The 24,787-nt window shown below is 42.4% G+C and carries 16 protein-coding genes; 7 read left to right on the top strand and 9 right to left on the bottom strand.

What is annotated here, in order from left to right; translation table 11 throughout:
• Nucleotides 1–134: 134 nt before the first annotated feature.
• From JI65_RS02850 to JI65_RS02840, 3 genes are all read right to left on the bottom strand, one after another.
• Complete coding sequence (locus JI65_RS02850) at nt 135–1,622, bottom strand: TRAP transporter large permease (RefSeq protein ID WP_191013868.1); 1,488 nt, start codon at nt 1,620–1,622, stop codon at nt 135–137.
• An 11-nt stretch (nt 1,623–1,633) separates the two neighbouring features.
• Complete coding sequence (locus tag JI65_RS02845; RefSeq protein ID WP_191013867.1) at nt 1,634–2,290, bottom strand: TRAP transporter small permease; 657 nt, start codon at nt 2,288–2,290, stop codon at nt 1,634–1,636.
• A 142-nt stretch (nt 2,291–2,432) separates the two neighbouring features.
• The gene (locus tag JI65_RS02840; RefSeq protein ID WP_191013866.1) at nt 2,433–3,455 is read right to left on the bottom strand and encodes a TRAP transporter substrate-binding protein; all 1,023 of its coding nucleotides are present in this window, start codon (nt 3,453–3,455) and stop codon (nt 2,433–2,435) included.
• A 167-nt stretch (nt 3,456–3,622) separates the two neighbouring features.
• Between JI65_RS02840 and JI65_RS02835 the strand changes: the two genes are divergently transcribed.
• Both JI65_RS02835 and JI65_RS02830 read left to right on the top strand, forming a co-directional pair.
• Nucleotides 3,623–4,612: a ketopantoate reductase family protein gene (locus JI65_RS02835; protein WP_191013865.1), complete on the top strand. Its 990-nt coding sequence runs from the start codon at nt 3,623–3,625 to the stop codon at nt 4,610–4,612.
• 25 nt (nt 4,613–4,637) lie between these two features.
• Nucleotides 4,638–5,327 carry a cyclase family protein gene (locus JI65_RS02830; protein WP_191013864.1) on the top strand — a complete coding sequence of 230 codons (690 nt, stop codon included), beginning with the start codon at nt 4,638–4,640 and terminating at the stop codon, nt 5,325–5,327.
• Nucleotides 5,328–5,379: 52 nt separating this feature from the next.
• Here JI65_RS02830 and dctP read toward each other — a convergent pair whose 3' ends face one another.
• Complete coding sequence (dctP, locus tag JI65_RS02825) at nt 5,380–6,303, bottom strand: TRAP transporter substrate-binding protein DctP (protein ID WP_277950577.1); 924 nt, start codon at nt 6,301–6,303, stop codon at nt 5,380–5,382.
• Between the two features lie 285 nt (nt 6,304–6,588).
• Between dctP and JI65_RS02820 the strand changes: the two genes are divergently transcribed.
• Together JI65_RS02820 and JI65_RS02815 are read left to right on the top strand one after the other, a co-directional pair.
• Nucleotides 6,589–8,169, top strand: coding sequence for a DUF3943 domain-containing protein (locus JI65_RS02820; protein WP_191013862.1), 1,581 nt, complete (start codon nt 6,589–6,591; stop codon nt 8,167–8,169).
• A 94-nt stretch (nt 8,170–8,263) separates the two neighbouring features.
• Nucleotides 8,264–9,583 carry a pyridoxal-phosphate dependent enzyme gene (locus JI65_RS02815; RefSeq protein WP_191013861.1) on the top strand — a complete coding sequence of 440 codons (1,320 nt, stop codon included), beginning with the start codon at nt 8,264–8,266 and terminating at the stop codon, nt 9,581–9,583.
• A gap of 194 nt (nt 9,584–9,777) precedes the next feature.
• Here the strand turns inward: JI65_RS02815 and JI65_RS02810 are convergent, their stop codons facing one another.
• From JI65_RS02810 to JI65_RS02790, 5 genes are all read right to left on the bottom strand, one after another.
• Complete coding sequence (locus tag JI65_RS02810) at nt 9,778–11,340, bottom strand: type 2 periplasmic-binding domain-containing protein (RefSeq protein WP_191013860.1); 1,563 nt, start codon at nt 11,338–11,340, stop codon at nt 9,778–9,780.
• Between the two features lie 266 nt (nt 11,341–11,606).
• Nucleotides 11,607–13,739 (bottom strand): methyl-accepting chemotaxis protein, encoded by a 2,133-nt coding sequence (locus JI65_RS02805; protein ID WP_191013859.1) that lies wholly within the window; start codon nt 13,737–13,739, stop codon nt 11,607–11,609.
• Between the two features lie 11 nt (nt 13,740–13,750).
• Complete coding sequence (locus JI65_RS02800; RefSeq protein WP_191013858.1) at nt 13,751–15,340, bottom strand: peptide ABC transporter substrate-binding protein; 1,590 nt, start codon at nt 15,338–15,340, stop codon at nt 13,751–13,753.
• 696 nt (nt 15,341–16,036) lie between these two features.
• On the bottom strand, nt 16,037–17,425 hold the full coding sequence (gene mnmE / locus JI65_RS02795; protein WP_191013857.1) for a tRNA uridine-5-carboxymethylaminomethyl(34) synthesis GTPase MnmE: 1,389 nt from the start codon (nt 17,423–17,425) through the stop codon (nt 16,037–16,039).
• A 2-nt stretch (nt 17,426–17,427) separates the two neighbouring features.
• Nucleotides 17,428–20,010, bottom strand: coding sequence for a putative glycoside hydrolase (locus JI65_RS02790; RefSeq protein ID WP_242457143.1), 2,583 nt, complete (start codon nt 20,008–20,010; stop codon nt 17,428–17,430).
• A 91-nt stretch (nt 20,011–20,101) separates the two neighbouring features.
• Between JI65_RS02790 and JI65_RS02785 the strand changes: the two genes are divergently transcribed.
• The 3 genes from JI65_RS02785 to JI65_RS02775 all read left to right on the top strand — a co-directional run bounded on the left by JI65_RS02785 (nt 20,102) and on the right by JI65_RS02775 (nt 24,785).
• A complete protein-coding gene (locus tag JI65_RS02785) occupies nt 20,102–21,418 on the top strand; it encodes a hypothetical protein (protein WP_191013856.1) in 1,317 nt (438 codons plus the stop codon).
• A 308-nt stretch (nt 21,419–21,726) separates the two neighbouring features.
• Nucleotides 21,727–23,337: a formylglycine-generating enzyme family protein gene (locus tag JI65_RS02780; protein WP_191013855.1), complete on the top strand. Its 1,611-nt coding sequence runs from the start codon at nt 21,727–21,729 to the stop codon at nt 23,335–23,337.
• Nucleotides 23,334–24,785: a hypothetical protein gene (locus JI65_RS02775; RefSeq protein ID WP_191013854.1), complete on the top strand. Its 1,452-nt coding sequence runs from the start codon at nt 23,334–23,336 to the stop codon at nt 24,783–24,785. The genes JI65_RS02780 and JI65_RS02775 overlap by 4 nt, the downstream gene beginning before the upstream one ends.
• The last annotated feature ends 2 nt before the right edge of the window (nt 24,786–24,787 follow it).

Here is a 24,787-nt window from a genome sequence, read left to right as displayed (position 1 = left end):
TCTCAACCTTTATATCGAGATTTTACACATTCCGTCAAAAAAGAAAAACCCCGGAACAAGTCCGGGGACAAACAGAACTCATTATCAAAAGTTCATAATGTATTTAAGTTGCGCTCAAAGAACTTTCGGGAGTTTTACGACAAAGTTCCAGTGAGTTGCGGAAGCCACATCGAGAACGCCGGAACGAACGTAATCAATAGCAACGCGATTACCATTACGGTAAACATTCCGAGCATTTTTACGGAAGTTCTCTCAAGAGAAGTCTTTCCAATCGCGCAGCCCAAGAACAACGCCGTACCGACCGGAGGAGTACAAAGTCCAACCGCAAGGTTAAAAATCAGCATAACGCCAAACTGAACAGGACTCATTCCAATCACATCGCTCGTAACTACAGGCACAAGAATCGGAGTCATAATCATAATGAGCGGAGCCATGTCCATAAAACAACCCAAAACAAGAAGAAGCAGATTGATAATCAAAAGAAGAACGATTTTGTTGTGAGAAACCGAAATAAGGGCCGTCGTTATCTTCGAAGGAATCCTAAGGTCCGTCATCATAAACGCGAACGCCTTCGCACAGGCAAGCAACGTCATAACGACACAAAGAGTCTTAAGACAATTCTTCAAAACCTTTCCAATGTCACGGAGTTTTGCCGAGCGGAACACAAAATAAGTTATGATGAAAGTGTAAACGCACGCAATCGCAGCAGATTCAGTAGCCGTAAAAATACCAGCCGTAACGCCACCCAAAATGATTATAAAAGTGAACATCGGAAGAATCGCATGAACAATAACCTTTACGCACTGGCCAAGTTCCAGCGAGCAGAAAGGCAAATGAAGGATTCCCCAACTTCCAGACCCCATTCCGGTGAGCGAACTTCCGTTTGAAGGCGCAGAATTTGAAGTCCAGCCGAATTTTTTGTCAGATTTTACGAATTTTATCCAGCGCACTTTGTCATGCTCGCCAATCACGATTCCACGAGGAAAGTGCAACGGGCCAGCCATAACCGCGCTGTAAATGATTAATGCAAGTCCCAAAAGAATTCCAGGAACAACGCCCGCCATGAACATAGCCGCAACCGTGGCATCATGTCCCCTGAACGCACCAACGGCAAGGCCGCCAGCCGCAAGCGTATAAATTACCATGTTGTGGCTCGGAGGAATCAAAACACCCTGACAAGCCGTTGTTACCGTAAGGCCGACCGAAAATTCTGCCGGATAGCCCTGTTTTTTCATCATCGGAACAACAACCGTACCGAGCGAAGAAACATCTGCAACCGCAGAACCTGAAATTCCGCCAAAGAACATTGACGAAAGACAGTTAACGTAAGCAAGACCGCCCCGGAATCTACCAACAATCAGATTCGCAAGGTCAATGATTTTATCGGAAATTCCGCCCGCACCCATAATTTCACCCATAAGGATAAAAAACGGAATTGCAAGCAGCGTAAAATTGTTTACGCCGGCAATCGTCTGCGACACGAGCGCGGTAAGCTTAACGTCGCGAATCAACGCCGCGGCGATTGTAGAAATCAAAAGCGAAAAAGTAACCGGTATTCTCAGGAAGATTAAAACGGCAAATCCACCCAGAAGCACAATTGTAGCAAGTGTTGCTGAATCCATATCTTAACCTCCTAGTTTGTTGCGGCATTTTTTTCTGTTTCGTTTTGCCGCATCATCTCTGCATAATCAACTTCTTTCTCACTGTACAAAAGGTCGTCCGAAGTCAACGTTTTGGTTAAGAACAAAATTGAATCCATTACAATAATGAATCCGCCCACGCCAACAGGGAAATACTGAACGCAAGTGTTCCAGCCCGTCATTGGGAGTCGGCCCGTAAGGAACGCCTGCGAACAAGTGAATTTCGTTCCGAAATAAAGCATAAAAAGTCCGCATCCAAAGACCGCAATGTCGTAAAGCCAGTCAAGGGCTTTTTTCCCCAGTTTTGGGAAGCGGCTGTACAAAACCGTAACCGAAATGTGAAGATGGTCTCGAACGCCCATCGCGCACGCACAGAACGCAAAGAGAGTTACCAAAAGACGCGGAACTTCCTCTACCCAGCCAATTCCTGAGTGAAAGCAGTAACGGAGCACAACGTTAACAAAAACAATCACAATCATTGAGCCAAGAGCGATTTCGGCAATAACCAGCATAACTTTATGAATAGCTTTATCTATGGCTATAGCCGTTTTTTTTGAAGTGAAACACAGAATTAACATGAAGAGGTAAAAAACCGCTACTACGCTCAAAATTATATTTTGAAGCAATATCGCTTTTTCTGGTGATGACATACCTACTCCTTTTTTTTAGGATTAACAAACATTTTTAAATATTTTTTTACAGGAGAGTTCTTTCAAAATCATTAAAAAAACTTTTTTTACATAAAAAAACCACGGATGAAAAATCACCCATGGTTTTCAAGACGGAATTTAATTAGTTTGTAGCTTTAATAGCTTCAATAACATCTTTGTATTCAGCACCGAACTCATCATAGAGAGGAGCCATACGAGTCTGGAATTCTTCTTTTACAGCTGGATCAAGTTCAATAATAACGTTTCCGTTGTCGCGAACGATTTTCTCAGAAGATTCTTCCTTTTCCTTCCATTTTGCAATCTCAAATTCCTGAGTCTGTTTTGCGCACTCTTTGATGATTGCAAGGTCAGCCGGGTCAAGTTTGTCCAAGCCAACTTTAGAACCGATAAGGATTTCTGGAACGCGTGTATGCTGATCGAGAATGTAGTATTTAGCAGCCTGATAGTCACCCATGTTCTGGTATGTTGGCCAGTTGTTTTCTGCACCGTCAACAGTTCCCTGTGTGATTGCACTCATAACGTCTCCAGGACCAATGCCTGTAACGCCCTGTGCACCGAGAAGTTCGCACATGCGAACCATCATAGGATTGTTCTGCATACGGATTTTAAGACCAGCCATATCATCTACGCTGTGAACTTCTTTTGTAAGATAGAATGAGCGGGCACCGCCGTCGTAGTAGCAAAGACCGATAAGACCAGAACCAGAAGCTTCAATATCTGCGAGCAAACTCTGTCCGATGTTGCTGTTAAGAACATTCCACATGTGGTCTGAGTCGCGATACAAATAAGGAAGACAGAGAGCGTTGATTTTTGGAACGTAAGCTGCAACAGGAGAAGCAGAAACACGAGTGAATGCAAGGTCGCCCATTCCAAGAGCCTCAATTGCAGACGACTCGTCACCATAAAGAGTTCCGCCGGCATATACTTCTATTTTAATTCGTCCGTTTGTTTTTTCTTCAACAAGACGTGCAAACTCTTGGTCTGCGAGTGTGGTTGGATAACCTTCTGTATGAACTTCAGAAAGTTTAAGTGTTACTGATTTTTCATTAGATTTGGCTGCGGCATTTCCGCCTTTTTCTTTACAGCCTGTAAGAAGAGCTGCTGCTGCAAGCAAAGCTGCAGACGCACACAAAATTTTTTTCATATTGCCTCCAAAAAATAAAACATGCAAAAAACTTTTGCATAATTCAATAACAATTATTAGAGTGAATTTTTTATTTGTCAATTTTTTTGTAAAAATACCAAAAAATAGCCCAAAGTGACTTCGCCATAAAATTTGACTAGAAAAAGTTTGTCCATTAGGATTAAAAAATGCGAATTGGAATTTTGGGCGATGGCTCTATGGGCTGCCTTTTTGGAACTTATCTATCTCAAAAAAATGATGTCGTGATTTTTGGCAGAAACGAAGTAAAATCTGCCGAACTAAAACTGAACGGTATTTATATTGAAGAAACTTGCAAAAACGGTGAAACCAAGCATTTTAACACCATGACGGCGACTTATTCAGAACGGTTCGGTCAGTTTGATTTGTTGATTCTCTTTGCAAAATCTTTTGCAATTGACGACATACTCAAAAGCGTTTCCGACAAAATCGGGAGCAAAACATTTGTCTTATGCCTGCAAAATGGCGCGGGCCACGAAAAAATCATAGAAAAATACGTTGACAGGGCAAGAATCCTTTTGGGAACGACCCAGCACGGAGCAACAAAACTTTCGGACGGAAAAATCAAGCATACGGGCGAAGGAATCACTTACGTGGGCTACGCCTATCCAGAAGAGGCCATGCAAAAAAATCTGGAGGAAAGAGAGCAAAACGAAACGGCCTCCGAAAAAGGAGAGCTTTTCCTTATGGTGATGACGCTGAATTTTATACTCTGCGGAATCGAGACCAAAACATCAGACAACATCCGGGAAACAATCTGGCGAAAAATCTTTACGAATGCATCTGCAAGCACGGTAACTGCAATTCTTCAGGTGCCGCTCGACTTTATCGCAAAAAATAAAAGCGCAACCGAAATCACCGAAAAACTCATTTACGAGGCAGTAACGGTCGCGAATGCCGACGGCTGCAATTTTGAATACGCGCTGATTCGCGAAGAAGTGATGAACGTCTCAAAAAAATCTAAAGGCGGATTTACTTCTATTTATTCAGACACCAAAAACGGTTGCAAAACCGAAGTTGACGCAATCGCAGGATTCGTGCTTTCCAAAGCCAGACAATTAGGCATTGAAGTGCCTTACACGGAATTTGCGGTAGCCCAAGTGCACGCATTGGAAGCGAAGTTTCAAAACCAAGAATAGATTAAAAGCCTTTCAGGAGGAAAACATGGGAAATTCTTACGAATTAAACGGTTACAGGGTCGTTGACCTTTCAAAAATGTTAAATCCGGCAACAGAAACAAGACGATGCAAATTGTATCGATTCAACACCGGCGGAGCGATTCCTGATTATCACACGAACATGGATTTGATGAGTCACTTGGGAACACACTGCGAATGCCCTTATCACCACGACAACAAGTGGCCGAGCGTGGGCGAGCTTCCTCTAACGACTTTTATGGGGCGGGCAATTTACATTAAAATCACGGGGCAAAAAGGAAGAACATACATTGATTCAAAACTTCTTGACGAATGGGTAAAGCCTCTTATGAAAGACGGCGACATAGTTCTTTTGGACAGCGACCATCCATTGACTCCGTTCACGCCAAAAACTAACACTGACGAAGACCAGCGACTTCTAGTAAACGGCGAAACAGCAACTTGGTTCAAAGAACACAAAGCCAAATGCGTTGGATTCGGGGACGGAGTTTCAATTGAAAACAGAAACGAGGACGTAAAACCGTTCCACGACATTCTTATGGCAGAAAACGTAGTATTTCTCGAAGTTCTCCAGCATCTCGACGAATTGAAGAGCCGGGTATTCTTCATGTCATACTCGCCACTTCCAATCATGGACCTGGACTCATCTCCGGTTCGTGCCTACGCCATCGAAGGTCTTCCTGGATTCACCGAGTAATTATTAGACCTGTTCGGAAACTAAAATTTCCGAACAGTTTTACAAAGCACCCTTAATTCTCAGTTTCCATTTGCTGGATTTTTTTCAGCACATCTTCATACCCAACAGCATATTTTTCATAAATTTCTTCTTTAATTTTTTTGATTTTCAGGATATCCGACTCTTTAAACTCTATAAGTTTGCAACCAGAATCCATAAGAATCTTCTCAACGACAAATTCGTAGTTCTGCCATTTTTTCATTTCGAATTCCTGAGCTTCTTTTGCACATTCTTTTATGATTTTCAAGTCTGATTCCGAAAGCTGATTCAAATTCTGCTGTGAAGCCAAAAGAATATCTGGAATATGCTGATGATGGTCCCTTACCCAATAAGGCGTAAGTCCGCACCATTTTTGCGCGCCAAAAATAGATATGAAGTTTTCGGTACCAACGATTTTGCCTTCAATAAAGGCATCGTAAGTCTGACGCGGGTCAAAGATTTTTACAGGCTCCGCTCCAAGCATTTTTGTCATATCAAACACAATGTCGCAAAACGGCACCCGAATTTTCTTTCCGACAATATCATCAATTGAAGAAACTTCGTTTTTAAAGAAAAATGAGCGCGCGCCAACATCGTAAAAACAAAGTCCAATCATTCCCAAATCGGCAGTTTCAATGCTTTTCAAAATATTCTCACCAATTTCGCTATTAAGAACCCTTTTTAAATGGTCAGAATTTTTAAAAACATTCGGGAACATTAGGATTTTTGACTGAGGAACACTTGCACAAAAATGAAGCCCGCTGACTCGCGTAAATGCAATATCGCCTTTTTTTAACGCCCACAAACAACCAATTTCGCTTCGATACAACGAACCGTTGGAATAAATTTCGATTTTTATTCGACCATCAGTTTTTTGTTCTACAAGTTCGGCAAATTTTGCATCCGCAAGTGCAGTTGGATGCAATTCGTTATGGGTTTCTGCAAGAGAGAGAACAATTATATTTTTTTTACAACCCGTAAAAAACGAGAATATTATACAAAAAAGAACCGTAAAAATAGTTTTTAAACACGGTGACTATTTTATCTTAAATTACTATAAAATTCTAGTAATTTATTTAGAAATATCATAAAAAAGCTTTTTTTTACCTCCGCTAAGTCGCTACAAAAGCAAGTTCATAACACGGGAGGTGCATATTTTTTGCAATTGCAAGCATATAAAAAAATCAATAAAATAACGCATTGCAACAAATAACAAAGAAATATTATTGAGGACAATTGATTTATGAAGAAATTTTTTGTTTTGCTTTCAATTTTTAGCATTTTTTTTTCGCAGATAACAATCGCCCAAGAAAGCGCGACGGAAGAAACACAATCACAACTTCAAGAGAACTCGGCAGAATCTTCTAATTCCTCAGATTCTGAGGAAATCACATTTGACACAAAAAAAATCACGGAAGAAGCCAAAGATTCTTCTACCGGATGGCTGCACGAAAACGACGGCAAAAAGCACTACCTTACGGCATTGGGATTTGTCGCCTTCTGGGATATCGGGCTTTGCTCGTACAACCGCTACGTTTCTGGCTCAAGTTGGGCAAAAGTCGGTTGGGAAGAATGGGATCACTTCTGGGAGCGCAAACTCGCATGGGATCATGACTGGTACTGGACAAACTTCGTTCTGCACCCATATCAGGGAAGCATGTACTACATGGCCGCTCGCGGCTCAAATTTAAATAAAATTGAATCCTTTGGACTCACAGTTTTGGGTTCAGCCTCATGGGAATACCTTTGCGAAACGAATGCACCTTCAATCAACGACATGGTTTACACCACAGTCGGAGCATTCCCTGTTGGCGAAATGCTTTACAGACTTTCGCTCAACGCCGACGAAATCCACGACCTTTTAGGATTCGCGGTAAACCCTACAAGAGTTTGGACGCAGCTTTTTACGCGCCAAAAACCAAACGGAAGCAAACGAAACATCCACGAGTTTTCAATCAAAACATCAATCGGAAACGCGGTCGGACACACTCAAATCATCGATTATGACGGCTACTGGCCAAAAAACGAAGCTTACCCGGTATTCATCAGTCCAGAACTTTACGTAGTCTACAACGATCCTTACGGTCACGACTCAAACGACGCTTACAGCCAGTTTGAGCTTGCGTTCGGCGGAGGAATCGGAAAAGGCTCTGGAGAAGGCGCTGACTGCAGTTATGCAGAAGTCGACAAAAAAATCTTTTACAACATCAGAATCGTAAGCAACGGAATGATCTTCTCGCGCGCCCCGGATTTTGGCGAAAACAAGGACACAACTGTCGGTCTTGTTCTCGACTACGACTTCGACTGGCACTCTTACTATCTTCTCAGTTCCCTCGCCCCAGGTTTTGCAATCAAACAGAGAATAAAGTATGAGAATTCAAAGATTGAATGGCAGGCACATCTTGCAGGAATCGTTCTCGGAACGACCGACTATTATTTTTACAGACGAGATTTTGATGAAAAATACGTGAACGGCAAGAGTGGCGTTACGGCTCCGTACAACTACACAACCGGATTCCAGACAGTATTAAAAATGCGCTATCTGACAGAAAGCGGATTTTTGTTCAGCGCAGGATTCCGAGGATATGCGATGTATGACTTTTACAACCAGCTTCAATATCTTGCGGACGGAAGCCACGGAACCAGCCCAGGTTGGGATTTAATCGGAATCACAAACATTGCGGCAGAAATTCCTTTGTCTAATCACTTGAATCTTGGAATAAGCGACGAATTTTACGCAAAGCGGGCATTTTACAAATACGCAAACGATTTGTATCAATTTGTAAACACTGTTCAAGTTTACGCAAAATTTAAGCTAAAATAATAAGCACGGACGCTAAAAAGATTTTTATACCTGCAAGCTTATAAATGGGGTATACTAAGACGGACTGTAGAAAGTCAAGGTGAAACGAAAGTTTATGAAAGTAAATTCGACACGAAACATTGAACACACCGCAAATTTTGCAACGGCAATAACAAAATGTATGCCCGATGACGGAGGACTTTACGAACCGTCAGAAGCCGCAGATTTGCGTCGCTGGATTTTGTACACAAACGAAAACACGCCTTTTCCATCGATTGCAGGTGCGTTAACTTCCGCCTTCATAAAAGAGGAATTCTCGCCAATCATCTGTGAAACAATCGCAACACGGGCATTCCCGTTCACGCCGCGTCTGAACAAACTTTCGGACAATCTTTTTACGCTGGAACTTTTTCATACACCAACCGGAAGTCACAAGGATTTCGGAATTTCTTTTCTTATAAATTCCCTTGAAGTTATCCTTACAATGCAGGGAAAAGATGCAATTTTTCTTGACGTGACGATGGGCGAACTCGGCGCAAGCGTCGCAAAAATGATTCAGGGCAAAAAGCACGTAAAATCCGTTCTGATTTATCCGAAAGGGCGCGTGCGAGGCTTAAAAGAAAGCGATTATATTTGGAACGGCGGAAATATTCTTCCGGTCGAAGTTGACGGAAACGAAAAAGACTGTCACAAACTTATCCGAAAAATCTTTTTTAACCACGAATTTGTTGAAAAATACGGACTTACGACGGCAAATACCGCGAACATCGGTCGGCTCATGCCACAAATGTTTTTTTATCCGTTCGCATTCAGCAGGCTCAAAAACCAGGTGAACGGCGATATTTATTATTCTATGGCGACGGGAAATTTCAGTAATCTCGTGGCAGGACTTTACAGCTGGCGGGTCGCGCTTCCAGTAAACGGATTCATCTGTCCGGCAACGAACGAAATCACTACGGACTTGAAGGGAAACTGTATGATTATGGACAGTCTCGTGGAACTTAAAAACCGCGAAAAAGCTGACCCGGCAAACCCGTCAAATATCGAGCGACTCGAAAGTATGTTCAACTCAAATTCGCTCCTTTTAAAGCATTTTATTTTTCCGGCAACCGTAACAGAAGAGCTTGAAAAACAGGCTTGTCAGGAGCTTTTTATGAAATACAACGTATACGCGGACAAGCTTACCAGCAGAGCGTATGCCGCAACCCTGGCACAAAAAGAGCGATTGCAGGAAGATGATGCGTCTGTCGTCCTGATTATGAGAGACCATCCTTCCCTCTCCAGCGAATACATAAAACACAACGTAGGCGAAACTCCGGAAATGCCAGAAAATATGAAACAATTCTGGAAGTCGGTGCAGATTAACCGCCCGGTTGTTTCAACTGCCGAAGAAATAATGGAACTTATAAAAAAAGTAAAGCAGAATTCATTTTAAAATTTTAGTTCAGACAAAAAAATAGCCTTCCAAACGATTCGAATGGAAGGCTATTTTTTTCATAAAATGTCATTCTGAGCGCTGCGCCACGACTGCATGATTGTTTTCATTCAGAATGACAGTTTTCAAATGCATTTAGCACAGATTTTAATTTTCAAAGTTACCTCTAAAAAGTTCAGTTTTTAGAGATTCTCTTAGAACGTATCTATGAGCTGATTGTTCGCCATAGCCTGCTCAATTGACTGACGTTCCCATTCTTCACCGCCACGGCGGTCAAATTCCTCAAGCCAGTCTGTCCACGACTCCCACGTAAGGGAGCGCTTTCCTGTAACAAAATCCTGAACGCCCTGACGCATGAATTTCTTTAACTCTGCATCCGGTGACGGAATTCCAACAGACTGTGTCCAAGGCTTTTTCTGCATTTCGCGAAGAACCGTGAGTGCGCTCATTTTGCGTCCATTAATTGTCGTCCACGAAGGATAGCGAGCCGAAAGTTCCTCGTCACCGCCATAGAAAACTATATTGCGAAGCTGCAAGTATGGTGCGGCCGCTGTTTTTGTGTACGCCTGTTCTGGATCTTCAAGCCCGTCTGTAGTTACATTACCTTCGGCATCAAGCAAAAAGTTAACTCCCTCACGTCCATAGGCAACCATATTGTAACCATCAGTTGTCATCCATTCCAAAAGTCTTGCGATAGCAGGAAGTTTTCCAAGTTCGCCGGCACGTCGTGAAACAGCATAAGTTCTGTAACTAGATGTATAGCAACCTACCGAGCTTTCTGCATTCGGGCCAACAGGAGGATCAATCAAAATCCACTCGCCGTCCGGGAAGTTTTCGTCGAATTTTTTATAGTTCGCCTCCAGCGCGTAAGCCGCATTCTGCTCACGCATAATTCCAAAACGGCCCTCCTTCCAAGCATTTCTAAAATCGTCTTTTGAGTATCCGAGCCAGTTCGGATCGATGATTTTTGCGGCAACAATCGACTGAATGTACTGCAAGGCATTAAAATATGCCGGTTTTCGAATGTTCAATCCTGGGTCATTTTTTGAGGCATTAAAAGTTCCCGCAACGCCAAACGCACCAAAGAACGGAGCAAAACGAGTTCCAAGCCCTTCCTCACGATTGTTGATTTCAAGGTAAGCTCCGAATCCGTAAGTATCGTTCTTTCCGTTTTTATCCGGGTCGTTGAACGTAAATTTCATCATAACGTCAAAAAAATCTTCTGTCGTAACAGGAATTGGAAGCGCAAGATTGTCGAGCCAGTCTTTGCGAATCAAAATGCCCTCGTTGCGGTCAATCGCACCGCTCTGAGAAAGTCCATAAGCCAAACCGTCAAATTTAGAAGCATTCTGTGCCGCAGTATCGTACATTTTTGCAGTACGTTCAGGCATAACATTATACATTTTTTCAACGCGCGCAACCTGATTCGCTTTTACAAGCTGAACAAGAATATCACGGTTAGTCATAAAAAAATCTGGAAGAGAATTTGCCTTTGCAGCTTTTATGATTTTCTCATTCTGCTCATCCTTCTTGACAGGAAGAGGCACTGTTTTCAATTTGATTCCAAGCTGAGTTTCGACAGCCTTATAAATCGGACTGTCATCTGGCAAAGGAGCAACGTCGCTAGTATACGGGCTGTACCAAATTTCAATTTCGGTAAGGGTATTTTTTGAACCTGAAGAATTTTTATCATTGCACGAAGTGAACAAAGCCGCAATCAACGAAGGGATTGCGAGCAAAAACAATTTCTTTTTCATTATCGGACTCCACACGGACTTAAATATTGTAGAACAAACTCCCTAAAAGTCATTTTACATTAAAAGCCCAGTGGGTAACAAGTAAGGGCGACGGCAAAAGAAACTTGAAAAATTTGAGTCAACCTTGCCGTCGCCCGACAGTTTTGGGAAACCTGTCGCTTCATCGTGCTTTAAAGTGCTCCCAATCCGCGGCAATCGTTCCTGCCACGGATTGAGAAATCGATTTCATTGTCCGCGCGGCGCGTCCGATTATAGAGTTTCCGCTACTAAACGGTGAAGAGGTCGATTTGATTTCCTATGCCATCTACAGTTTCGTGCACGGAACCAGAAATCTCGTTCAAAGCATTACTTGAACCTTTGATTTTTTCCGCACTATCAGAAATCATATTCATACTAGTTTTGATTTCTGTAGTAGTTTCCCGAAGATGGTCAACCTCAGCAAGAATAGCCTTGTTTCCAACAGCCATCTCGTGAGAAGCAGAGCGAACTTCGGACGTATTATCGTTCATCAAGTGGAGAGCTTCAGTTATCTGATGTGAACCTTCCTGCTGTTCCTCCATTGCGGACTTAATCTGCAAAACAAGTTGCTGAGTTCCAACAATGCTGCTGTTTACTTCCGCAAAGGAATCACTAGAAGCTTTTGAAGCATTTACAACTTCATCAATTGAGCCTTGAATCTTTTTAAGCTCGTCCCGGATTTTCTTTGACTGTGCGGAAGACGTAATAGAAAGTTTTCGAATTTCGTCAGCAACAACAGAGAATCCTCGGCCTGCACTGCCGGCATGAGCAGCCTCAATTGCGGCATTCATCGCAAGCAGATTGGTTTCGCTTGCAATCGTAGAAATAGTTTTGTTCGCCTCATGCAGAGTCTTTGACTGCTCTTCAATCTGCCTGATTTTAAGGTTTACGTCATTCTGGCGGGAAATTCCGTCTTTTGCATTGTCTGCAAGTTTGTCGAACGACTCGGCCATGTAACCAACGGAAGCGTTAACGCTCTTGATATTTCCAATCATCTCTTCAACAGCAGCACTTGCCTGAGTTACACCGCTCGCCTGAGTTTCAATCATTTTTTCAAGAGACTCAATGTTCTTAGAAATTTCTTCTACGGCCGAGGCAGTTTGAGAAACACTTGAAGCCTGATTCTGAACCTGAGCGTCAATAGAATTCAAATCTTTGATAATGTCAAAAATTGACCGGCCGTTATCGTCGATTCTTTCTTGCAAACCAACATTTACTTGCTTCAAAGTTTCTTTAGAATCTTTCAAGCCGCTCATAATCGTGCGGAGTTTTTCCATAAACATGTTAAATCCGTCACCCAGCGCACCGATTTCATTGTTGCTCTTTACGACCAGCTTTTGAGTAAGATCCGCGTTTCCAGTAGCAATCGTTCGAATGCTGTTGCGGATTTCGCGAAGTGGCTTAATTGACCTGAACAAAAGCATGATACAAGTGATGACAAGAACGACACCGATAAATCCGCTGATTGTAAAAATCGTAGTCCTCAAAGAGTTACCCGCTGAATTAATTTGTGCCACAGGAACTGTAAGGATTGCAGACCACGGAGTGCCTTCTACAGGAGAATAAGAAGCGAAAGTTCGTGTGCCCGAAGCGTCGGTGTAGTAGCCTTCACCGGTTTTTCCAGCCGCAGCCTCTTTTGCAACGTCGATAAGTCCGCTGTAACCAGCCTTATCGCTGTAAAAAAGGTCGATATAATTTTTTTCGCCGTGCATGTGAGAAATCAGAACACCATCGTCACCGATAAGAATCGCCCGACCGCTCGCGCCAAGAGAAAGCTCACCAATCATCTTGTCAATTTCGTCAAGTTTTACAGCACCCGCAAAAACGCCAATCAATTTTCCAGAAGAATCAAAAGCAGGACGCGCAATAAAATAGCTTACAGAACCATCCGCCTGAAAGTCGATATTAGAAACGTAACGTTCCTTTCGGTCATTCATAATCGAGCGGAAAAAAGGCATAGAAATTACAGTGATGCTAGATCCGTCACTAGTATGACCTACACCGTCAGGCGTACAAAACATGATGTAATTGAAATAAGGATTCTGAATGCTTTTATGTCTTTCAAGCCAGGAAATAATCTCATCAGCATCTCCGGCTTTAGTAACATCGTTGTCGGAATATATTCGCAAGTCATTGACGAGAACCTCATTCCAGTAACTGATTTTTCCGGCATCCTCTTTTATAATCTTTTCACTAAAATTCGAATAATCGTCCTTCGAGAATTTTTTTACGAGCCGAACAATAAGAATATTTTGAATTACAAAAAATACGAGAAGAACAATAAATATCGCAAGAGAGAACTGGATGGCAAAATGTCCGTAAGGCTTTCCTTTCTGATTCAAGTAAACAGCCTTTTCTTCAGAATTAAGTTTTTCTTCCATAAATAATATTCCTATTTCGAAGTGTGTTTATAAATTCTGTTGATTGCAACCGCATGGAATGCGATTCCCCTTACATTAGTTTTTATCAAATCTGCATTGCATTTTTGGTATACTGGAGAGATAACAACATCATCCATAACCATTTTTTCACCATCTTTCATAGCCTTCCATCGTTCGGCAGGTTTTGTACAAAGTTCTCCGTCAGAACAACTGGCAATAATCGCATTGTATTTTGGATTTACATAATTTCCCATATTATTGTCATTTCCCGTTACCCACATAGAAAGATATGTCATAGGATCCGCATAGTCAGGTCCCCAGTTCGTAAGACCAACTTCAAACTTATGAGCAACCATAAGTTTTCGACGCTCTTTTTTTGAAACAACATTGAGTTCAATATGAATTTCAGGCAAAAGCGTCTCAATCTGCTCCTTAATGGTCTTTGCCGTCGTAAGCTGAGCCTCAATTTCGGCTACAAGCAAACTGAATGAAAATTCACGCTGTCCAAGTTCACTCTGCGCCATTCTAAAATATTCTCGCGCCCTTTCAGGGTCATAATCACAAGTTTCCGGAAATTCCACACCATCAGGAGTAAAATCCTGCCCATTAGAATCAAACGCATAACCACGAGGAACAGCAGAATAAGCAGCCTGGGAACCATCGCCAAGATTGTCCACAACTTCATTTCTGTCTATTGCAAGGGACAAAGCCAATCTGAGATTTTTGCTCTTAAAGTAAGGATTATCAAGGTTGAACGTAAGATAATAAAGGAATCCAGATGCGACAGATTTGAATTCAGGAGAATCTTTTACCTGCGAAATCTGACTTCCAGCAACTTCCGCCAAATCAACTTCGCCATTCTTAAATTTTTGAAGGGCTTCGGCACCGTCTGCAACAATCTTATAATTCAGTCCGGCAAGGCTTACCTTATCAGCATCATAATAAGCTGTATTTTTTATGAACGTAATTCCTTTTCCTTGCGGTTCATATTCGGTTAAAATAAATGCTCCGTTACAAAGGAAATTTTCTGGGGTGGTGGCATAATTCTCGCCAACTTTTTCAATGAATTTTTGATTTGCAGGATAGAAAGTACAGAAATACAAAAGCTGATTGAAGAATGAAACAGGGACTCTAAGCTGAACTTCAAAAGTGTAGTCATCAACGGCCCGAACGCCAAGCTGATTTTTATCCATCTGCCCGGCCATGATTGCCCCCGCATTTTTTACCTGAGCAATGTCGCGCATCATAAACGCATACTCAGATTGCGTTGCCGGGTCAACCGCACGCTCCCAGCCATAAACAAAATCGTGCGCAGTTACAAGTTCACCGTTTGACCAAAAAACGTCGTCCCGCAACTTAAAAGTATGCTTTAATCCATCCGATGAAACAATTTCTTCTTTACAAATCGCCTTCTGAACAGAACCGTCATCAGCCATTTGCATGAGTCCGTCAATACAATTTCCAATCATTTCAAACGAACTTGCATTAACAGCTTTTTGAGGATCAAGCGAATCAATCGTAGAATCAAAAGCAATGTTCAAAACGCTACCAGAAACGCTTTTTTCTGGCAACTTTCTTTTTTTTGAGGTTTTTTTCACCACAAGAAACAAGTCCCAATAAAATGAGAACCGATGGAATTAATAAAATTGAAATAAATTTAAAATCTTTCATAAGCTAGCTTAAAGGTTAAATCTATTAAATGATTTTTTCAATAGAACTTTTTGATTTTTTTAACAGTATTTTACAACTGTTAAAAACGTGAGAATTATACGACAGAAATTAAGAAAAGTAAAATCCAAATCACAAAATAATCACAAAATTTTGATATTTTTATAAAAATGATAAGATTTTACTACATAAAATTACTATTTTAATTGGCTCAACTTCAAGACTGTTTATTTTGCAAAGACTAAAATGCCTGTCATTACCAGCTTTTCGAGGAAACACACAAGCCCCCACAACACAAAATTGCCCGCGCCGCGCGGGCAATAAAGTCACACCTTCGAGTTGCCGCACTCCTTCTCGCGGCAACTCGAAAGCACCTGCAAATTCCTCCACCAGAGCGACAGTTTTGCTCTAGCAAAACTGTCGGGAAGTGCACAAAGTCAACCGCACTCCCAAAATTGCTCGCGACTCGCGAGCGATAAAGCCATACCCACAAAAGGCGGCTCTCCTTGCCGCCGACTTTTGTGGACACCTGCAAGCCCGCTAACCAACGCGCGAGTTTTGCTTTAGCAAAACTTGCGGGGAACGCACAAAATCAACTTAAACTCCAAAAGTCAACTTGCAGCGTTCCCTTATTTTCCTACGCAGAAACGAGCGAATATTGAACCTAAAACGTCGTCCGGAGTTACGCTGCCGGTAACTTCGCCAAGGAAATCGAGAGAGTCTTCCAAATCTTGGACTACGGCATCAAGGGCGTAATCTTCCGAAAGAGAAAGGGCGTGACGCACACATTCCAAAGCCTGCTCAACGGCGACTTTTTGCCGTTCGCTTCCCAATCCGGCCTGATTTCTGTCTGACTTTTCGCCCTTCGAAAGCAATTTTTTTACAAGTGAACTTAACGAGGCAAGACCTTCACCAGTTTTTGAAGATATAGAAACCAAATTCTGCACCGTAAGACCAGATACTTGAGGTGGTGCGCTCTTATCGGCTTTTGTGAGGACAAGAATTAAAGGCGTGTTCGGCAAGTTTTTGCTGACGGAAGTTAAAAAATCCTTATCATCATCATCAATTCCACTCACTGAATCCACGAGGTACAAAATCAAATCGGCATCCTCGCTCAAATCCCGCGTGCGCTCAACTCCGCGCTGCTCGATTACGTCGCTCGTTTCGCGAAGCCCCGCAGTGTCAAAAAGTCGGGCAGGAATTCCATCAAAATCAACCCAGCTTTCAATAAAATCCCGCGTGGTGCCTTCAATGTCGCTCACAATCGCGCGGTCTTCTTTTAGGAGCGCGTTAAAAAGGCTTGATTTTCCGGCATTCGTGCGACCGCAAAGAACCACCCGCGCTCCGTCCTGATAGATTTTTTCACTTTTCCAAGACGAGGCAAGGGCGTCAAGTTTTTTTTCGGCAAGGCGCAAATCCGAAGAATCAAACGAATCAGCTATAGTTTCCTCATCTTCAGGATACTCAATGTCAACTTCAATGCTCGCAAGAGTGTCAACAATCAGTTTTTTTACGGAATCGATTGAATCGTAAAGATTTCCTGCAAGACGCCCCGCGGCACGGGAACGAGACGCGTCGGTCTTTGAGTCGATAATTTCGCGGATAGCCTCCGCGCGCGTAAGGTCAGTTTTTCCGTTAATGTAAGCCCGGAAGGTGAACTCACCGCGTTCAGCAGGTCTAAATCCGTTCAAAAGAAGCAAGTTATAAATAGCAGTGACTACAGAAACTCCGCCGTGGCAGCTTATCTCAACCATGTCTTCGCCAGTGAAACTTTTTGGCGACTTAAAAACAGAAAGCAAAACCTCATCAACACGAACGCTTCCAACAGGATTCACAATCCAGCCGTAAACAATTGAGTTAGGAGCGGCAGAAAGAAGTGCTTTTGGTCGAGAAAAAAGTTTGGAAACTTTCTCAATGCACCCTTTTCCTGACGCTCGGATTATGCCCAACGCGGCAGGTGCAAGAGCTGTCGCAATCGCCGCAATCGGTTCTTCGGGAGTGTAGCCAGTATTATCCATAATTAAAGTTCCTCGTTACCAGAAAGGAGCTTTTCAAAATCACTCAGTTTTGGTAAAGACGCACCTTCCTTTGTTTTTTGCGCCCGAACAGAATTCCAGAGGGAAATTCCTTCGGATGCACTCAAGCCGGAATCAATCGGAGTCTCGTCTCTTGGATGTTCAGAAGAAGCATTGTCAAATCCACGGCTTCCGCCAGAAAGAGCAGGCTTTCTGAATTTTGACGAGGCTTCCAAAGAAGGGCCAGTGTACGGAGCATCCCCCGGATCCTTAAAAATCGCGTAGTAGTCGCAGACGCCGTTCCAGTACATGTAACCGCGGTTAACGCTGTCCCGAACGCCAAAGACTTCCTGCTTAACGTATTTGTAACCGTTGGTATCGGTGTAATATCCACGGTCGTAAGGAGACGAACCAAGATAGAATGCCTGAACCCACGGACGAATAATCAACTTGTTCCTTCCGATTACTGTATTTCGGTAAGTTCCGTAATAATAAATTCTGTACGGGCGCTCAGTTTTTGGCTCGTAATTCAAAAAACTGTTCTCAAAATGGCTCGGATAGAACATCGGGCAGATTACATCAACATATTCAGCAAGCTGCTCAACGTCCTGACCAGTGCGCGTTCCGCTTCTGTACCAACCGTTCGCGCCGTAAATGTCGATTCCAATCGGGGCGTCGATATTTTTTCGGACGTAAGACAAGAACGAAAGCAAGGCACTTTCTTTGTCCATTCCTGGATTCTTCCAGCGGAAAGTCGCATTGCCCATGTTCCGACCGTCTGTCGGAAAGCGAATGTAGTCAAACTGAATTTCATCAAAACCGCGCTCAACAAGCTCGCGGGCAATTCGCATGTTGTATTCCCAAACTTCGTGCGAGTAAGGGTCAACCCAGTGCTCATCATATCGCACTGCACGTGAACCGGTCACTTTGCCCGCAGAATCCTTCACTTCCTCGTAATACTGAATTCCCTGCCACGGACGCTTTGTAGAACTGTCCCAAACAGCATACTCGTTCTTTCCATAAGACCAGAGATTTTTGTCCTTAAAAGTTACGATTCTGGCAACAAGATAAATTCCGGCTTCCTTCATTGCAGGAACAAACGTGTCGATGTCTATTTTATAAGTACTTACGAACGCAAGTTTTTTTAGGAGCGGGTCTTTCGGGTCAAAACGGATTCCGCCGTAATCGTCCTTCATGTCGATTACCATTGCATCAAGATTGTTGTTCTTGATTATTCTCTTGTACTTGTCGATTCCGTTTTTCGTCATAAGTTTGTGAGCCTGAACGTAAACGGCCTTTCTGTCAGTCGCCTTTTCAGCATATTTGTTATTGCAAGAATCAGGATACAGAAGCCAAAGTTCGCCCAAAGAAATTCCGGATTTTTCTCCAGATTTCGCAGAATACGGAACCCATGCGGAATAAAGCACGTCGTCTTCTTTTACGAGACTAAAATATTGTTTCCATTTTTCAATTTCAGACGGCACTGTGTCCTTCGTTTTTGTGGCAATATTGAACGAAGCGATTTCGCCAGGCTGAGAATAAATTAAATTCGCACCGTCAAAGAAAAGTGCGTCAATCGTGTCAACAGGCTCTTTTCCGGTAAAAATCTTCTCGCCTTTTTTTGCAGCCCAGTTGAATCTGTAGATTTTTGGCATAAAAGTCTGCGAAACATAAACTTCCGTTGTGTCAAAACCATTGGCGTCTTTTTTTACGACAGGAAGAATGTCAGAAATTTCGTCTGAATAAGTCTGGGTTTTCTGAACGTCAAAACCAGAACCAACATTCTTCCATGAGATTTTGCTTTCCCTCGGATAGCAATACGCAAAACCAAAAATCGAGTGAGCCATAAACACCACAAGATCAGTTTTTGGCGCAACAGCAGGCGTTACAGTTCCGTCGGCATTCGTAACGGCAGCCTTTCCCGTATTGGCACGGGCCATGTCGGCAACGGCAACCGCCTTGATTCCAGAAGTCGGGTCGCCAGAAGAACCTATGGATTTCCAGCTTGCACCGCCATCATAAGTTATGTAAACAGCATCTTTTGTAGCCGTAACAAGAATTTTTGGATTCGTAGGATGAACAGCAAGATCTTTGAGCTGTGCAATTTGCTTTACAAAACTAATATTTTTTCCATCGTATTGCTTAATCGTAAGGAACGGAAGTCCCTCGTTTCTATATTCAAAGTTTTTCAAATCTCTGGACGTAAGAATTCCTGCGGAAGTGAGAAAATACCAGACTTTTGATTTTGAGCCATCTTCCAGAGTTTCTGTGCACTCAAAAATTTCAGAAACAGTTCCCTCGTCCCAAAGAACGGAAGATGATTTTCTGTCAGTGTATTTAAAAAGTCCTTTTTTCGTTCCTGCCAGCATAAAATTTGAAGAAACTGATGAATTCAGTTTTGAACTGTCAATTGCGCTAGCAGAATTTTTTGCGGAGTCCGAATTTTTAGAAGTCTTTGCAACTGAACTTTTTGAATTAACTTTGCCGGTCAAATTTTCTGGAAGACTGTAAATCGTCCTGTCTGATTTTGCCGCAAAAACAGAAAAACTTATTGAAATAAAAAGTACGATAGAGGATAAAATACGCATACCCATAAATATCGGTTATTCATCTGATATTCATCAGAGATTTTTCAGGCTTTATTTACATCGATTGCTCGAAAGCCTTATAATCAACACTATGACTAAACGAACTAAAATCTTTTCTATTATTTGCGGTGCATTTATCTTAATCGCAGCAACCACAATTTTTTTATTTCTTACAAAAGTCAGGAAAACCGTTCCTGCAATCAGTTTTTACGGGCTTCCAAAAGTACAAGTTGATGCAATAAAAACTCAGCTCGAAGAAATCTCTAAAAAAGAGAATATTTCTTTTGAGTATCTTGAACTTGATCAGGCAAAGCCCCTTGAACAGCAAATCAGCTTTGTAAACAAGCCGTCACTTCTCTTCGTGGACGGCGGAGAGAATCTTAGGCAGGCTTTTGACAAGGCCGATTCAAAATCAGGAAAAATCGGTTTTGTGTCTTCGATAACCAATGAAATGACGTCCTCAATACGACAAAAAGCACATTTTGCGGCGAACGCAAACAAAAAAAACGACGAAGTGCCTAAAAATGACGGTGCGCAAAAATCAGATTCAGATTCTGAATTTGCCCCGGAAACACTCGTAACAGCACTTCCGATTCTTTCAAGCCACTTTGAAATCGACATTGATTTTTCTGCGTTCAAATCGTCAGGATTATCTGCAATCGCAACTTGGGACGACCTTGAAACATTCGCCAGAATCGAAAAAAGAACGAAAGATTTTCCTATTATTTTTGCAGGCAAAGATGCTGAGCTTTTTGCAGACCTTCTCGGCGCAATTACGGAAGCTTTCTACGGACTTGAAGACTACAACAAAGCGGCGGAACTTCTGTGCGTAAAAGATGGCGAAAAATTCAACGCCACGAGAATTGCAAAACGACTTACGGAAGATTCCAACGCACCTTTTTCAAAGCCAATTTCTTTTTTGAACGACTGGTACAAAAAAGGTCTGATTCATAAAGATGTTTTTGCACTCAGCAAAAATGACGTCCGGGCATTTTTAAAAGCTCGACTCGCTTCAGTCGCTTTTATGAGCCTTGACGACCATCGGGAATACGACACAAAAGTAATTTCACGATATGCCTCTATTTATTTTCCGTCTCCGAGAAATGCCGGCGAAAGGAATTTTGTGGCTCCTGTAACCTACGCAGTGCCTTTTGAAAGCCGAGAGGAAATTTCTCAACTGTGCAGTGAGTTGGTTTCGGCAGAAAGCGAGGAGATTTTGGCACGCCAGACAGGACTTGCCCCAGTTTTAAATCACTGCCGAACGCCAGACAAGCAGGCCTCCGACGCAAGATATTGGGTTGCAGCTTCCGGTGTACCGCTTGAAGGGCTTTCAAAAGAAGCTAAACTCACACACGAAGAGCTTGCCCAAGTTATGGCAGAACTTGCCGAAATGGTAAAAGCAAAATAAAGATATAAATCAACTTACCCGTGCAAAACTCTGCACTTGCGTTCGCTACCGCCAGCCAGTGCAGAGTTTTAGACCAAAAAATCACCTTAAAAAAATCAATCTTTTTTCACTGAAAATGTAAAAAGTTAAGTATTTTTTTAATGAATAAGAAAAGATTTTAGAGATTTTTTGAGATTTTTTTTCTCAATTGGAGATTCTCTGATTTCTTTTTAAAAAACATACTTTTTTTCCGCAAGAAAAATCAAATATAATCCAATTTCGAGTATCACAGATGCATCTACAAAAACTTTGGTATCGAGGAGAATTTTATGTTTGATTTTTATGTCAGAAAACAGGTTAAAATTCTGACGACTTTATCTTGCTTGCTTATGATTGGTTTCGTGTCATTCGCAAAGCCAGAGCCTAAAGCCGTAAAAGAAGAAGAAGGATTTTATTACGGTTACGGAAAAGGTTCTTCAAAAGAAGAAGCAGCTTTTGCAGGAAAAGTTGACTTAATCGAAACTGCGCTTACGGCAAAAGTGCGCGCTGAAAACCCAAAAAAGCCGCGCGTAAAAATAAGCGATGAATCTGCAAACAATCGCCTTAAAAATTTAAAACCTTATACACAGGACAAAAAAGGTCTCAACGTTGTTTACAGAATCAAGCTTGCAGACTGGGACAAGGCCGAAAAATCATTCGCCGATGACCTTAGAACTTCGCTCACCCCACGCTATGAAGCTTTTCTGTCAAAAAGCCCTGCTGAAAAAATCAACGAGGCAATGTCAATTCTGACAATTCTTGCAGAAAATGGCGAAACAGAATTGCTCACAGTTCAGGAAAACAGCCCAGAACTTTTTTCTCGAAAAATCGAGGGAGAATGTGAGGCGCTCGTAAAAAATCTTCACATTGAAATTCTTGAGAAAGACGGATTCATTCCGTCAGAGAAAAAGATTTCTGTAAGCGTAACTGACCAAGCCGGAAAAGCGATTTCTGGTCTGAATTTAAAAATCTGTTGGGAAATTAGCGAACTTCTCGCTTCTGCAAAGGAAATTGAAGAAGTCGTTTCAAGCGTAAAAACAGACGCAAAAGGAAAAGCTTCAATTGAATATCCGAGCGAAGAAGCTTACAAGAACAAGCCTGTAACTCTCACGGTTTCAACAGCGTTCACGCTTTCAGCACAAGCATCTAAGGCAATGAAAAAGTTTGATGAAATCTCTGCCGTAGACGCACATTTCGTTCACAACGAGAGTTTTGCAGAAAATCATCAGTTCGTTGACGTTGAAGCCGGTGATTTCAATGCAGGTGCCGTTCCGCAGGATTCAAGAGCCGGAAAAAAAGAAGCTTCCCACAAAGTTTCAACAGGAGCATATTCAATTGCAGTACTTCCTGTTACGAACGCGGACTTTGCGGCATTCCTTCATGCAACACGCGCAGAAAACATTCCTGAATACTTTGACAATTCTGCCTATAATCAGGACGCACAGCCAGTCGTAGGCGTTTCTTTTGCAGATGCAGAAGCGTATGCGGCATGGCTTTCTGAGCAGACAGGCGAAACTTACAGGCTCCCAACAGAAGAAGAATGGGAAAAAGCCGCACGTGCAGGAAAAGCCAGCATTTATCCGTGGGGCGATGAAGCTCCGAACAAGGCAAAATGCGCAAACTTCAAGGGAAACAAATTATTCAAATCAACTTCACCAGTAGGTTCTTTTGAAAACGGCAAAAATGCCTGGGGAATCGCAGATATGGCAGGAAACGTTTGGGAATGGACAACGTCAACACGCGAGGAAGAACCAAAAGAAGATTCGACTATGCGCGTTGTAAAAGGCGGTTCTTGGATGGACGGTCCAACAGACTTGCGCATTTCAAATTTCAGAATCGTTGACGGTGAGAAAAACGGAGTAGACATCGGATTCAGACTTGTAAGGGAGGTTTCAAAATGAAAAAAATAGGATTTATCTTTATAGCAGTTATCACTGCCATGGTAGTGCTTTCTTGCGCCTCAACAAAAATGAGCGCAGACGAAAAAGCTGTCACAGCCGGAGTCAACGCATGGAACAAAAGAGAACCAGAGGCGGCCCGCGCTTATTGGACAGACATCAAAAATGCCGACTTGAACAAAAAATATATCGGTTATATTGACAAGTACAACGAAGGCATAAAAGCCCTCGACAGTACTGATTCCACAAAAAATGAGAAAAAACTTCTTACAGCCTGCAATACGGCACTCACAAACTTTTCGGCACTCGACGACGCATTGGATTTGCCAGCAGACGTTTGCGAAAAAGGTGCGGTAGTAAGTGCGGCATGTGGTAAACGACTCGTAGAAAACGGTCGTCCAGGGGAAGCAAAAAAATTGGTTACGACCGCAAAAAAAGTTTATGGCGACCACCCAGACCTTGCAAAAGTCGTAAAACTCGCGGACGTAGTTTCAAATATTTCAGCAAAACGCAGCGCTTTGTCTGCACAGGGAAAAGAAGCATCTGCCGTAACAGGATTTGATGAAAAACTTCTTGCAATGGAAAAAGTAATAAACAATTACTCAGTTGCAGAAAGCGAAGCAAACGCGACTGCAAAAAAATCTGGTGTTGAATCAGAAGCAGCCGTAACTTCAAGCATCAGACAGCTCAAAAAAGATCGACAGGATTTTGCAATTCAGAGAGAAGGTCTTGTACGAGACAAAGTTTACGAATTCAAAAACAGATTCGGTGAAGAATTTGCCCGCCAACCAGCAAAAGGCTCAGGAAGCGGAAAAGGCGGCGCGCTCACTTCGTACGACATCCTTGCGCATTACAAGTCTGTTCGCACGAACCTTGATTCGATTTACGCCGAGCTTATGGCATTCGCAGGAAAATATCCTAAAGAAATCAGCCAGGATGTTCTTGACGACGTAAAATACATGAGAAACGACCTTAACGCAAAAATCACGCAGATTAGCCGTGAAATTGCAAACGCAGAGGAAGTTGCAAGCCGAGGAAAAACAGTTATGCCGCTTATGATTGGTCTCTTCAACCCGGCACCAGGCTCAACTGCAGAAAGCAAAAAATCACGCCCAGCAAAATTCAGCGCAACAGGCGCAAAGAAAAACGAATACTGGTGGGGAATGGTTTCTATTCCAGCAGGTCAGATGAACGACTTGGTAATCACCATGCGCGACAACAGAACCGTAAGAGTTTTTAACGCAAACACAAAAAGCGGAAAACTCATCGAAAAGAACGACATGAAGGATTTGGTCAGCAAGGCAAACAAAGTTGGCAACTCATGGCCTGTAATGAACGCAGGAAGACAGTTCAACGGAACAAACTATTATTTTGAAGTTCAAAAAGGAAAAACGGATTCGTATTCAGGCGAAGTCGTTGTTTACAATTCATTTATTACGAGGGTACGCTAATT

It is taken from the genome of Treponema zioleckii (assembly GCF_014737315.1).
Classification (GTDB): domain Bacteria; phylum Spirochaetota; class Spirochaetia; order Treponematales; family Treponemataceae; genus Treponema_D; species Treponema_D zioleckii.
This window is presented reverse-complemented; position numbering and strand designations above follow the sequence as displayed.

Excerpts from the sequence above, each read along its gene's own strand:
- JI65_RS02850 (WP_191013868.1), bottom strand. The coding sequence starts at position 1,622 with ATGGATTCAGCAACACTTGCTACAATTGTGCTTCTGGGTGGATTTGCC.
- JI65_RS02845 (WP_191013867.1), bottom strand. The coding sequence starts at position 2,290 with ATGTCATCACCAGAAAAAGCGATATTGCTTCAAAATATAATTTTGAGC.
- JI65_RS02840 (WP_191013866.1), bottom strand. The coding sequence starts at position 3,455 with ATGAAAAAAATTTTGTGTGCGTCTGCAGCTTTGCTTGCAGCAGCAGCT.
- JI65_RS02835 (WP_191013865.1), top strand. The coding sequence starts at position 3,623 with ATGCGAATTGGAATTTTGGGCGATGGCTCTATGGGCTGCCTTTTTGGA.
- JI65_RS02830 (WP_191013864.1), top strand. The coding sequence starts at position 4,638 with ATGGGAAATTCTTACGAATTAAACGGTTACAGGGTCGTTGACCTTTCA.
- JI65_RS02820 (WP_191013862.1), top strand. The coding sequence starts at position 6,589 with ATGAAGAAATTTTTTGTTTTGCTTTCAATTTTTAGCATTTTTTTTTCG.
- JI65_RS02815 (WP_191013861.1), top strand. The coding sequence starts at position 8,264 with ATGAAAGTAAATTCGACACGAAACATTGAACACACCGCAAATTTTGCA.
- JI65_RS02810 (WP_191013860.1), bottom strand. The coding sequence starts at position 11,340 with ATGAAAAAGAAATTGTTTTTGCTCGCAATCCCTTCGTTGATTGCGGCT.
- JI65_RS02805 (WP_191013859.1), bottom strand. The coding sequence starts at position 13,739 with ATGGAAGAAAAACTTAATTCTGAAGAAAAGGCTGTTTACTTGAATCAG.
- mnmE (WP_191013857.1), bottom strand. The coding sequence starts at position 17,425 with ATGGATAATACTGGCTACACTCCCGAAGAACCGATTGCGGCGATTGCG.
- JI65_RS02790 (WP_242457143.1), bottom strand. The coding sequence starts at position 20,010 with ATGCGTATTTTATCCTCTATCGTACTTTTTATTTCAATAAGTTTTTCT.
- JI65_RS02785 (WP_191013856.1), top strand. The coding sequence starts at position 20,102 with ATGACTAAACGAACTAAAATCTTTTCTATTATTTGCGGTGCATTTATC.
- JI65_RS02780 (WP_191013855.1), top strand. The coding sequence starts at position 21,727 with ATGTTTGATTTTTATGTCAGAAAACAGGTTAAAATTCTGACGACTTTA.
- JI65_RS02775 (WP_191013854.1), top strand. The coding sequence starts at position 23,334 with ATGAAAAAAATAGGATTTATCTTTATAGCAGTTATCACTGCCATGGTA.